We start from the raw sequence: 12,152 nt of genomic DNA, 5'->3' as shown, positions 1-12,152 counted from the left end.
AAGCAGCCGATGCTAGCTGATGTTCCGTCAGCAAGGTGCCGCGAACGGGTGGTCAAAGCGCCCCAACGGGCGGAATCCGCTGGAACCCGCCTCCCGACGGTGGCCGCTGTGCTAACGGCTCTCCCGCCATGACCTGCGGGCCTGCGGCGCCCCGCGACTCCTGCGACGTCCTCCCCAGCCGCTCGGGGGGCGGGCGGACCCCGGCCCGTGCCGTGTCAGTGCGGCGGTGGCGAACCGGGTTCCCCCAGCACCGGACCCGTCCTGGTCAGCCCCTGGCGCAGCTGCGTCGGACTCAACCCGGTCGCTTCGCGGATGCGACGGGAGAAGTGAAAGCTGGTGCTGAAGCCGCAGTGCGCGGCGACGGCGCCCACCGACAGGTCGGTGGACGAGAGCAGTTCGATTCCGAGCGTGATCCGTCTGCTCCACAGGTACTGCATGGGCGTCGTGCCGAGATGCGCGCGGAACAACCGAATGAGGTGTGGCGGCGTGACGCCGGCGGCCTGCGCGATGTCCGCGAGGGTGAGCCGCTGTTCCACGTTCGTGTGGATGTGCAGGCGGGCCAGTTCGAGTGACTGCGGAAACCGCTTCGGGTCGGATTCCACCTCGGCCAGAAAGCGCAACAGAATCGCGGTGGCGAGCGCGTCGAGCAGGGCGCCGTCGGCGGTGAGGTGGGTGAGCTCGCAGGTCAACGCCTCGCGGACGAGATAGGTGACGGCGGAGGACGCGGCCTTTCTCCGTGGCAGGCGCCACAGGCGTGCGCGCATGGCGGGAGTGAGCCCCCGCAGCCGACCGGCGAACCAGGACTGCCGGGTGAGCTGGTCGTCGTCGAACCGCAGCCTGCTGACGTCCCCTGGGAGGAACAGGGCGACCTCGCCCGTCCCGGCCCGGAACGTCATGTCCGTCAACTCGGCGCGCATCGCGCCACGGTGGGTGATGACGAACAGGACCTCGTGCAGCGTCTGCGGAGTGGTCGCGGTGCCCGCGGGATAGGTGATCTCGCCGAAACGAGCCCCGAGGACGCCGAACGGGCCGCTGACACCGACATCAAGCTCAGACATGGAATCACGCATTTCAGCCATTGGTCCGCCTTGTCGGTGTCGCTACGGTTACCGCCATGCTAACGCTGCGTACAGACCTGCTGGTGGTCGGCGGAGGGCTCGGGGGCGTGGCCGCCGCGCTGACCGCCGCCGAGCAGGGGATCAATGTCATAGTGACCGAAGAGACCGACTGGCTCGGCGGCGTCCTGACCAGCCAGGCGGTGCCGCCGGACGAACACCCGTGGATCGAGCAGTTCGGCTGCACCCGGACGTATCGCCGGCTGCGGGACGACGTCCGTGACTACTATCGGCGACATTACCCACTCGTCGACTCGGCTCGTCGGCGGCCGGATCTGAACCCCGGCGACGGCCGGGTGTCCGCCCTGTGTTTCGAGCCCCGCGTCGGTGTGGCGGTGATCGAGGCGATGCTGGCGCCCTTCCTCTCCTCGGGGCGGCTGCGCGTGCTGCGGGAGCACCGGCCCACCGCCGCCCACACGGACGGCGACCGCGTGGCGGAGGTCGTCCTGACCGACGCCCGCAGCGGCGAGCGGGTGAGCGTGGTGGCGGACTGGTTCGTCGACGCCACGGACACCGGCGAGTTGCTCCCCCTGTGCGGGGTCGAGCACGTGACGGGCGCTGAAGCACGCGCCGACACCGGGGAGCCGCACGCCGCGGAGCGTGCCGATCCCCTCAACATGCAGCCCGTGTCGGTGTGTTTCGCGCTGGACCATCTCCCCGGGCGGGACTTCACCATCGACAGGCCGGACGGGTACGAGGAGTTCCTCGCCCGACGGTGGCTCGACTGGCCGGAGGGCCAGCTGAGCTTTGTGGCCCCCGAGCCGAAGACCCGCCGGCCGGTCGCACGCGGCTTTCGCCCGAACCCGCCACCCGACGCCGCCCGCGAGGGCGACCGGGAGCTGTGGCTGTTCCGACGCATCGCCAACCGGCACAACTTCACACCCGGCGCCTACGACTCCGACATCACGCTGGTGAACTGGCCGCAGACGGACTACTGGGGCGGACCGATCATCGGGGTGGCCGAGGAACAGGCCGCTGAGCACCTCCGCCGCGCCAGGGCGCTGAGCCTGAGCCTGTTGTACTGGTTGCAGACGGCGGCGCCTCGACCGGACGGCGGAACCGGCTGGCCCGGCCTCCGGCTGCGGGGCGACGTCGTGGGCGGCACCAGGGACGGCCTCGCCAAAGCGCCCTACGTCCGCGAGTCCAGACGCATCAGGGCCGAGCGCACCGTCGTCGAACAGGACATCGCCCTCGACGTGCGAGGCGACCACGGCGCGGTCGTCTTCCCCGACACCGTCGGCGTCGGCTCCTACCGCATCGACCTGCACCCCTCCACGGGCGGCGATCCGTACATCGACATCGGATGCTGCCCGTTCCAGCTCCCGCTCGGCGCGTTGCTCCCCGTCCGGGTCGACAACCTGCTGCCCGCGGCGAAGAACATCGGAACGACCCACATCACCAACGGCGCGTACCGCATGCCGCTCGTGGAGTGGAACGTCGGCGAGGTCGCGGCACATCTCGTCTCCCACTGCACCACCCATCGGATGCCGCCGCGCGCGGTCCGCGCCAGCCCCGAGCATCTCGACGCCTTCCAGCAACGTCTCGTCGCGGCCGGCGTGGAGCTCGCCTGGCCCCGTGTCCACGGCTACTGACCCACACAGCACAGGAGATCGCCATGTCCGCACCTGACGGGTCACCGCAGACCCGCCGCGCCTTCCTCATGAGCGCCGGCATACTCACCGCCGGCGCGTTCGCCGGATGCGCGCCCCCCGGCACGACCGGCGAGGAGCCCTCGTCGCAGACCTCCGCTCCCCGTCCCGTGGGATCCGGTCCCGTGGACGGCTCCCTGTCGTTCGCGCACTGGCGTGCCGAGGACAAGGAGGTCTTCGACGACCTCGTCGGGCTCTTCCAGGAGCGCAACCCGGGATCCGCCGTACGCCAGGACGTCCTGTCCTCGGGCTCGTACCTCACGACCGCGCTACAACGCATTCGCAGCGGCAACGTCGGCGACGTGTTCGCCGCGTTCGTGGGCGCTCAGTTCCAGGACATGACGCGTGCGGGACTGTTCACGGACCTCTCCCGGCAGACCTTCCTGTCGCGCGTGAGCACGTCCGCGCTCGACCTGAGCACCGACGACGCCGGCCGCCGTCTCGGTCTGCCGTACCAGCACATCTTCCACATGCCCCTGGCGAACATGGACCTGCTGGAGCGCGCGGGCGTCTCGGAGCAGCCCGCGGACTGGGACGGCTTCCTCAGCCTGTGCGAGGCGCTGCTCGGGCTGGGTGTGGTGCCGATCGCCTGGCCCGGCGGCGAGCCGGCCAATGCCGGGCAACTGCTGAAGACCATGGTGATGAACAACGCGCCCTGGCCCGACAGCTTCGCCCGTGTCGAGGCCGGCACGGCGGCGGCCACCGACGACTGGTTCCTCCGCACCCTCGAACAGTTCGTGGAGCTGCGTCCCTACGTGCAGCCGCAGGCCCTGGGAGCCACCACCGAGCCGCTCCAGCAGTCGTTCGCCCGGGGGGACGCCGGGATGCTCGCCACCGGGTCGTTCCACATCGGTGCGGTGCGCCACGCCGGCGCCGAGTTCCCCATCGATCTCGTCGCCCCCATCACGGTCTCCCGGGAGGAGGTGAGGTACGTCGGCGTGCACAACCAGTCCTTCGTCGTCGGGGTCCGGTCCGACACGGAGGAGATGGACACGGCGTTGAGGTTCGTGGAGTTCCTCACCGAGCCGGAGGTGGCGAAGACCTACGCGGACGGCACGGTGCAGCACAGCTGCGTCACCGGAGTCGAGTACGACAACCCCGACCTGCGGACGACGGCGCACTGGCTCACCGCCGAGACGATGCTGGCCCCGCACGTACCCGTGCGCAGTCTGGAGATCCGGCGCGTCCTGGACAACGCGAGCATCGAGGTGCTCGGCGGGGCCGACCCCGAACAGGCGGCCCAGCAGGCGCAGGATCTGATCGAGCAGCAGCGATGACGACCTCGTTGACCCCCCGCCCCTCGGGAGAGCCGGAGACGGGCCGGCACCTCGCCGACGGCCCGCCGCGCACCACGCCGCGCCGCGCGCGGCTGCCACGGCTGCCACGGCCGCGGCGAACGGCCGGATTCGGGAGAACCCGTGGGCCGATGCGGACGCATCCGGCGCTGTGGCTGTTCCCGATTCCCGCGCTGGTGTTGTACGTCGTCTTCTTCGCCGGACCGACGGTCCAGGCGTTCCAGTACGCGCTCACGGACTGGAACGGATACGAGGACACCTACCGCGACGTCGGGATGGAGAACTTCTCCCAGCTGGCCACCGACGACGACCTGTTCTCCCGGGCCCTCGGCAACAACCTCAGGTTCATGTTCACCGTGGTAGTCCTCCAGACGCTGTTCGCGCTGGTGTTCGCCGTGTACCTGGCGGCAACGTCACGGGCCTCCGTCCTCCTGCGGGCGCTGTTCTTCTTTCCCACCATCCTGTCCTCGGTCTCGGTGGCCTTCGTCTGGCGGTTCGTCTACGACCCCGGCTTCGGGCTGGCGAACCGGGGCCTGGACGCGGTGGGGCTGGACGGCCTGCGCAGTTCGTACCTGGGAGACCCGCAGCAGGCGATCTACTTCGTCGCCCTGACACAGGTGTGGTTCCACACCGGCCAGATGATGGTGATCTACATCGCCGGCCTTCAGGTCATCCCTCGCGAGCTGTACGAGGCGGCGGAGGTGGACGGCGCCTCCCGCTGGCAGCAGTTCCGGTTCGTGACGTGGCCGCTGCTGGCGCCGGCGACGGCGATCGTCGTCGCCTACACCACGATCCAGTCGTTCAAGGCGTTCGACCTGATCCTGGGCCTCAGCGGCAATCCGCCGAAGCCGTCCCTGGACATTCTGTCCACCCGCATCTTCAGCACCTTCTCCAACTCGGAGTACGGCTACGCCGCCGCGGAGTCGGTCCTGTTCATGATCGTGATCGCGCTGGTCACACTCCTACAGCGTCGCGCCGTCCGCATCCTCCAGGCAGGGACGTGAAGGATACGCAATGGGCTATCAACTGATCCGCCGAGGCATGCTGTTCACCTACGCGGTGATCGTGATCGTGCCGCTCACGGTCGTGCTGCTCGGCAGCTTCAAGACCACACCCGAGTTGTTCTCCTCTCCCTACGGGCTGCCCTCCTCGCTGCGGCTCGACAACTACGCGGAACTCGTCGGCAAGGACGATCTCACGACGGCCTTCGTCAACAGCGTGCTGGTGACCCTGTGCTCCGTGGTCCTGACGCTCTTCCTCGCCAGCCTGGCCGCCTATGCCGCCACGCGGATCACCGGGTGGCTGATAGGCGTGGTCTACGCCTTCCTCATCCTCGGCATGGCCGTGCCGGCGCAGACGAACATGGTCCCGCAGTACGTGCTGTTCCACTCCCTCGGACTGACCGACAGCCGCGTCGGGCTCGTGCTGGTCCACATCGTCGTCACCCTGCCCATCGCGGTCTTCATCCTGACCGGATTCATGCGGTCGCTGCCCCGCGAGATCTTCGAGGCGGCATCCCTCGACGGCTCCGGACCGTGGCGAACCTACCGGCAGATCGTCATGCCGCTGTCGAAGCCGTCCCTGGCGGCGACCGCCATCTTCCTGTTCGTTATTCACTGGAACGACGTGCTCTATCCGTTGCTGCTCGTCACGGATCCGGACAAGAAGACGCTGCCGCTCGCCCTGCTCGACTTCCAGGGCGAATACCTCACGAACTACCCCCTGCTGTTCACGGGCGTGATCATCGCCTCGGCGCCCGTGGTGCTGGCCTACGTCTTCCTACAGCGCTACTTCATCGCCGGAATGACCGCGGGCGCCATCAAGGGCTGACGTGATTCCACGTCCCGAAAACTACTCCGTTCCAGGGCATGGGGAGATGACACAACATTCCGCGGCTCATGCCGCAGCGCAGCGCAGTCACGCCGTCGAGGTTCCCGTCGAGGAGGCCGGAAGCTACCAGGTGATCGTCGTCGGTGGCGGGCTGAGCGGGGTGTGCGCCGCCGTCGCCTCGGCCAGGACGGGGGCGCGCACGCTGCTGGCCGAGGCCCTTCCGTTCGTCGGCGGCAACGGAACCACCGGGCTGCCCGTCAGCGGGCTACGCGCCAGGAACTCCGACCTCCTGGTCGTTCGCGGTCTCGTCACCGAGATTCTCGACGTGATGCGTCACCGCAACGCGGTCAGCGACGACTTCGCGCGTCACGACTGGATCGCGGTGGACGCCGAACAGTTGCAGCTGGTTCTCGGGGACCTTCTGGAGTCGGCCGGTGTTTCCCTCCTCACGTACTCTCCGCTGCTCGCCGCGGTCCGCGCCGGCGTTCGGATCAGCGACGCCGTTTTCTACAACAAGGACGGGCGGGCTCTGCGCTACCGCGCGGAGATGTTCGTCGACACCACCGGAGACGCGCAGGTGGCGCGCCTCGCCGGGCTCACCACCCCCATGGGCCGCCATCGCGACGGACGCACGCAGACCATGTCGCTGGTCTTCTCGGTGGCCGGAATCGACGAACGCCGAACGCCACCCGACGGCGCGGTCGTGGACCTGTGGCACGGCCTGCAGGAGTCCGGCGTGGTCCGGCGGAACCAGCGGCGCAACCCCTCGATCAACAGCGTGATCAACCGGCCGGGATGGCGTTCGTTCATCGCCACCCGGATCCACGTCCCCAAGGGCACCGACAACAGACTGCTGGCCCTGGCCGAACTGGAGGGCAGGAAACAGATCGAGGAGTTCGTGGAGTCGTTCCTACGGGCGCACGTGCCCGGGTACGAGCACTGCTTCCTCGCCCAGATAGCGAACCACGTCGGCGTACGCGAAACCCGACGCATCTCCGGGCTGTACGAGATGAGCGTCACCGACCTGCTGACCGGGCGGAAGTTCCCCGACTCGATCGCCTGCAACGCCAGCTCGGTCGAGAACCACCAACCGGACAGCGGAAGCGCGAGGTGGCAGCACCTGAACGACGGCGACTACTACACCATCCCCTACCGTTCGCTGGTGGCACGGGAGGTGGACAACCTGCTCGCGAGTGGCCGGTGCATCAGTGCCAGCCACGAGGCGTTGGCGGCGCTGAGGGTCCTGAGCCCGTCCATGGCGACCGGTCAGGCGGCGGGCACGGCCGCCGCCCTGGCCGCGATGGAACGAACGTCGGCCCACGACCTCGATCCGGAACTCCTCAGAGCGGAGCTGAGGAGTTCGGGAGCCATCGTTGACTGAGGGCGTCTCCCCGGCGAGCAGGTCACGCCCGGTGCGTCCAGGGCCGGGAGCAGAGCGGGACCAGGGCCGGGACCAGGGCCGGGACAGCCTTTAGGAGGCCGTGGCCGTCAGCCGTGCCACGCGCTCGGCGTCGCAGGTGCGGGGGCAGGTCACGCAGGTGTCCTCGGGACGCAGCGTGTAGTACAGGCAGCAGCTGGCGCGGTCGCGGGTGACCAGCGGCTGGCCGTCGCGCCCCGCCAGCGTCCTGAACGCGGCCGAGCCCGCGTACGGCGCGGTCCCCCCGGGCAGCAGCGCGGCGGCCTCCTCCCGCGCCCGCTCCTCCTCGCCGAGGAGGTTCCCCAGGTACCACAGGCCCTCGGTCAGCTCGTCGCAGGCCGATCCCCACAGCGCCCGTCGCCCTCGCCGCATGCGCGGCCCGAACGCCGCCATCACCGGCCCCAGGTGCGCCGCCGCGGCCTCCCGCACCGCCTCGCGCAGCGCGGCATCGTCGCGCACCACGCGTGCCGCGGGGTCCTCGGCGGCCGGGTCGTCCGGCAGGCAGCTGAAGGTGCCGACGTCGACGGTCAGCCGCCCGTCCTCGCGGTGGTAGGAGACGTCCTCGGGCGCGAGGTGGGGCACCCGGCGCTGGAGGAAGTACGGGAGGGTGAAGAGCACGCCGACCGGCCAGGCGTAGCGGTGGAGCGCGAAGCTCGCCACGACGTCCGGGCGGGGCCGGCTCCCGTGGTCCGCGACGATCGAGCGCTCCTCCCACGCAAGCACCGCCGCCAGGACCGCGCCACCGGCCGCCAGTTCGCTGCCCCGCACCCAGCCGCCGCCGCACCGCGGCGGCTCCTCGGTGATCCGCAGCGTCGGCATGACCTCGGCGGCCCGGCGGTAGGCCGCGGCGACGGGGGAACCCGTGGGTGCCGAGGGGGTCGCCGTGCTCGGGACGGGAGAGGGCAGGCTCATGCGCGGGCGCCGTCCAGTGATCGTTGACAGGTAAGCCTTACCTTATCTGACCGCGCCCTGAGCCGTGGTGGAGGCGTGGCCGAGAGCAAAGGTGGGGGTTTGCACCCTCGCACGTACGGCCTAGTGTGCTCCACTACCGCGAGACGACGGGGGTAGGGAGCGGACCGATGGAGCGCAACGGGGCGAGCTCGGCGACGCGAACCGGGACGGCGGGCACATCCGCCACGGGGCCGGCCGTGGCGGCGGCCGGTTCCGGCATCGAACGACCACCCCTGCCCGTGCGCCCGCGGTCGCTGCCCGAACGGCACTCGGTGCGCTCCCAGGTCCTGGCGGCGCTGCGGGACGCCCTCTCCAGCGGCGAGCTGGCCTGCGGCGAGACGTACTCGGCGCCCGCGCTCGCCGACCGCTACGGCGTCTCGCCGACGCCGGTCCGCGAGGCCATGCAGCAGCTGGCCAGCGAGGGCGCGGTCGAGGTGGTGCCCAACCGTGGCTTCCGCGTCACGGGCCGCACGCCCCGCGACATCTCCGAGCTCGCCGAGATACGCGCGGCCCTGGAGGTGCCCGCCATCACGCGGCTGGCCCGCACGCTGCCGCCCGAGCGCTGGGACGAGCTGCGCCCCCTCGCGGACGCCACCGTGACGGCCGCCTCGGTCGGCGACCGGGCGGCCTACGCGGAGGCCGACCGCTGCTTCCACCGTGCCCTGCTGGGCCTGACGGGCAACCGGCAGCTGGTCCTGGTCGCCGAGGAGCTGCACCGCAGGTCACAGAGTCCGGCGGCGAACGGCGCGCTGCCCGGCACCGCCGAACTGCTCGCGGACGCGTTGGAGCACAGCGCCCTGCTCGACGCGCTGCGCCGCCGGGACCTGGTCGTGACCGAGCAGCTGGCCCGCGAACACCTCACCGGCGTCTGACCCCCTCGCCAGCAGGGCCGTCCCCCGGCGGCCCTCTCCCACCGGCGCTCGTCGAGCGGGCCCCCGCTACGCCGGCTGCTCGGGCACGTGCGTTCCCGGCACGTGTGTCCCCGGCCCGTGCGTTCCCGGCACCTGCGGCCGTGGCGCGTGGGGCTCGGGAAGGTGGGCTCCGAGCCAGGTGGGCACGCCGCCGAGCAGGCGGAAGAGGCGCGCGGCCTCCGCGCGCAGCCGCTCCGCCATCGGGGAGGGCTCCACCTCCGCGAGCGCGATCAGCGCCGGAGCGATCCCCACCAGGAAGCCGGTCTCCTCGCGTAGCCTCAGCGACTCGGCGAACCCGTGCCGCGCCTCGGCCAACTCGCCGTCCCGCAGCGCGAGCCCCGCCAGGTGCCGCCAGGTGTACGAGGCGAGCAGCGCGTCCCCGCGCCCCACGGCCTCCTCGTGCGCCCGCCGGTACGCGGCCCGCGCCGCCTCGGGCCCGCCGCCGAGGTGCTCGGCCATCAGGCCGCGCCGCAGGTCCAGCAGCGCGCGGCCGGGGGAGTCGGGCGCCAGCAGCGCCGTCGCCCGGCCGAGGGCGGCCCTGGCCTCGTCCACGCGGTCGCGGACCCGCAGCAGGGTGGCGGCGTACGCGAGATAGCCGCGCTCGCACGCGGCCGAGCCCCGTTCCTCGTCGCTCAGCGACATCGACTCCGCCGCCCGCAGCGCCTCCTCGGCCCTGCCCCAGCCGCTCGCGGTGAACATGCACCGCTCCACGAGGAGTTCGGCGCGCAGCAGGGCGGCCCTGGTGTCCCGCGCCGCCACCGGGTCGAGGAGGGCCGCCGCGTCGTCCCAGCAGCCGCGGGACCGCAGCCGCCAGACAGCGCTCTCCAAGGGATCCCTCCCCACCGCTCTCCCAGCGGGTGAACGCGGAATGGCGGTCTCCGTCACACTGCCCTCCCCAGCGCGCCATCGCGCGGTCGGCACTTCGTCATCTGCTGCCCTTATGTAAAGGCATCTCAACATGAGGAGCCACACCGGGCCAAGGGGCGCGGGTGAACGTTTTCACAAGACGGCCCGAAGACGCCTCCACGGGGTGGCGCGCCGTCAGTTTTCGGCCTTATTTCATTCGAAGGGCCAGGAAGAAGTCCAGCTTGTCCTCCAGCCGGCTCAGGTCGCGTCCCGTGAGGCGCTCGATCCGGCCGATGCGGTAGCGCAGGGTGTTGACGTGGAGGTGCAGCCGTGCCGCGCAGCGCGTCCAGGAGCCGTCCTCCGCCAGAAAGGCCGTCAGCGTCGCCAGGAGGTCGGCGTGGTGGCGGCGGTCGTAGGCCGCCAGGGGGTCCAGCAGCCGGGAGGTGAAGGCCCGGCGCACCTCGTCGGGCACGAACGGCAGGAGCAGCACGTGCGAGGCGAGCGCCTCGTGCCCCACGCCGACGACGCGGCCCGGCCGTGCCGCCGCCACCCGCCGGGCGTGCCGCGCCTCCTCCCACGCGCCGCGCAGCCCGTCGGCCGAGGCCACGGCGGCGCTCACCCCGAGGGTCAGCCGGCCGCCGTCGCCGAGACCGCTGGTGAGGACGGCGCGGACCGGGTCGACGAGCGCCTCGGCCCGCAGCCCGCCCGACGGCCCCCCGGTGCTCCGGGAGGCGTCGTCGGGCGCGGGTGGGGGCGGCGTCGCCACCAGGGCGACGGCCTCGCCGTCGTCCCTGGCCACGGCCACCGGCGCGTCGGGGGAGGGGGAGCCGGGGGCGGAGCCCGGGGAGGGGGCCGCGCCCGCCAGCAGCTCCTCCAGCAGCGCGCCGGCCGCGCGCCCGGCGTCGCCGTCGTGGCCGGCCATCCCGTCGATCCGTGCCACGACCACCTGCCAGCACACCCTCTCGGCACCGTCGGGAGCGGCCCCGGACAGTGCGGGCGACGCCACCCGCAGCCGCGCCGCGACCTCGGCCGCGGGCGCGCCGGTCACGACCAGCTCCAGCACCTCCCCGACCAGTCGCCGCCGCACCGCGCGCGGCACCTCCGCCCGTCCCCGTTCGGCCGCGACCAGCTCCGCCACGCCGGCCAGGAGGTCCAGCCACCCCTCCGGCCACTCCCGGGCGTCGGCCTCCACCACGAGCAGCCAGTCCGACAGCGCCGTCCGCGCGCCGCCGCCGTCGCCCTCCCGGCCGGCACGGTCACCCGGCGCCTCGGCCCGGCCGCCCGCCGGACCGCGCACGGGGAAGAGGGAGAACGCCGTCGCGCCCGGCTCCCGCGAGGGCACCACCCGGTACGGGGCCGCCGGGGCCGCGCCGGCCGCCGCCAGGTGGTGGGCTGCCAGCCGGGTGGCCAGGCCCTCGGGCAACGGCTGGCCGCCCGAGGCGGCGAGCGGTCGCCCGGTCGAGGTCAGCAGCCAGGCGCGCAGGCCGAGGTCCGTGCCGAGGAGGTCGAGCACGGCCCGTGGGCCGCCACCCGTGGGGCTGGCGGCCGTCAGGCGCCGGTGCCGCTCCACCACGGCCGCCAGCTCGCCCGCCCGGGTCGGCGAGAGCCGCCGCCGCACGTGCTCGGTGATCTCGGCGAAGCTGACCTCCTCCACCACGGCGAACAGCGGCAGACCGTGCCGCTCGCAGGCACGCGTCAGGTCGTCGGGGACCGCGCCGAACTCGGCCTCGCCGGCCGCGACCGCGCACACGCCCGCGTCGGCCAGCAGGCGGACGAACGGCTCGGCGTCGCCGGGGCCGCGCCACCACGCGAGGCCCGTCAGGACGAGCTCGCCGCCGCGCAGGTAGCGGCGCGGGTCGCGCAGGTCGGTCGTCATCACGCCGCGCAGCCGCCGGTCCAGCAGGTCCTCACCGGTCAGCAGCCGCAGGCCGAGCCCGTGGGTGTGGAGCAGTGTGCGCAGTCGCATGCGCGACTCCCGGTGCCGGTGCCCGGATGGTTTCCCGAGCGTTGCCTGGCGGATGCGCTGCTGTTGCTGCGATCCGATTGTCGTATGAATCTACAAGAACGGGCCGCTGACCAGCGCGAGGCTTCGGCCCTTCGGTGACTGCCCCCGCCGGCTCGCCACCGGCTGTACTGGG

General features: G+C 72.1%; 10 protein-coding genes. 6 read left to right on the top strand and 4 right to left on the bottom strand.

Features of this window, described 5'->3' with window-relative positions:
* Positions 1-215: 215 nt before the first annotated feature.
* Complete coding sequence (locus ACTWP5_RS09935; RefSeq protein WP_443220448.1) at positions 216-1,058, bottom strand: helix-turn-helix domain-containing protein; 843 nt, start codon at positions 1,056-1,058, stop codon at positions 216-218.
* Between the two features lie 56 nt (positions 1,059-1,114).
* Here ACTWP5_RS09935 and ACTWP5_RS09930 point away from each other — a divergent pair, with 56 nt between their 5' ends.
* The 5 genes from ACTWP5_RS09930 to ACTWP5_RS09910 are packed head-to-tail and all read left to right on the top strand — an operon-like array spanning position 1,115 to position 7,270.
* Positions 1,115-2,707, top strand: coding sequence for an FAD-dependent oxidoreductase (locus ACTWP5_RS09930; RefSeq protein ID WP_443220447.1), 1,593 nt, complete (start codon positions 1,115-1,117; stop codon positions 2,705-2,707).
* 23 nt (positions 2,708-2,730) lie between these two features.
* On the top strand, positions 2,731-4,041 hold the full coding sequence (locus ACTWP5_RS09925; RefSeq protein WP_443220446.1) for an ABC transporter substrate-binding protein: 1,311 nt from the start codon (positions 2,731-2,733) through the stop codon (positions 4,039-4,041).
* Positions 4,038-5,063, top strand: a complete 1,026-nt coding sequence (locus ACTWP5_RS09920) for a carbohydrate ABC transporter permease (RefSeq protein WP_443220445.1) — start codon at positions 4,038-4,040, stop codon at positions 5,061-5,063. Before ACTWP5_RS09925 ends, ACTWP5_RS09920 begins: the two co-directional genes overlap by 4 nt.
* Before the next feature lie 10 nt (positions 5,064-5,073).
* Positions 5,074-5,889 (top strand): carbohydrate ABC transporter permease, encoded by an 816-nt coding sequence (locus tag ACTWP5_RS09915; protein ID WP_443220444.1) that lies wholly within the window; start codon positions 5,074-5,076, stop codon positions 5,887-5,889.
* A 46-nt stretch (positions 5,890-5,935) separates the two neighbouring features.
* Entirely contained in the window at positions 5,936-7,270 is a 1,335-nt protein-coding gene (locus ACTWP5_RS09910; RefSeq protein WP_443220443.1) for an FAD-dependent oxidoreductase, read from the top strand.
* A 90-nt stretch (positions 7,271-7,360) separates the two neighbouring features.
* Here ACTWP5_RS09910 and ACTWP5_RS09905 read toward each other — a convergent pair whose 3' ends face one another.
* Positions 7,361-8,218: a (2Fe-2S)-binding protein gene (locus ACTWP5_RS09905; RefSeq protein ID WP_443220442.1), complete on the bottom strand. Its 858-nt coding sequence runs from the start codon at positions 8,216-8,218 to the stop codon at positions 7,361-7,363.
* A gap of 167 nt (positions 8,219-8,385) precedes the next feature.
* On the opposite strand from ACTWP5_RS09905, the gene ACTWP5_RS09900 reads away from it, so the two are divergent.
* On the top strand, positions 8,386-9,129 hold the full coding sequence (locus ACTWP5_RS09900) for a GntR family transcriptional regulator (protein ID WP_443220441.1): 744 nt from the start codon (positions 8,386-8,388) through the stop codon (positions 9,127-9,129).
* Positions 9,130-9,195: 66 nt separating this feature from the next.
* On the opposite strand, the gene ACTWP5_RS09895 is transcribed toward ACTWP5_RS09900, so the two are convergent.
* Both ACTWP5_RS09895 and ACTWP5_RS09890 read right to left on the bottom strand, forming a co-directional pair.
* Entirely contained in the window at positions 9,196-10,053 is an 858-nt protein-coding gene (locus tag ACTWP5_RS09895) for a hypothetical protein (protein ID WP_443220440.1), read from the bottom strand.
* 169 nt (positions 10,054-10,222) lie between these two features.
* Complete coding sequence (locus ACTWP5_RS09890) at positions 10,223-11,980, bottom strand: PucR family transcriptional regulator (RefSeq protein WP_443220439.1); 1,758 nt, start codon at positions 11,978-11,980, stop codon at positions 10,223-10,225.
* Positions 11,981-12,152: the final 172 nt, after the last annotated feature.

The sequence above is a fragment of the Streptomyces sp. 4N509B genome (genome assembly GCF_052245655.1).
GTDB lineage: Bacteria > Actinomycetota > Actinomycetes > Streptomycetales > Streptomycetaceae > Streptomyces.
This window is presented reverse-complemented; position numbering and strand designations above follow the sequence as displayed.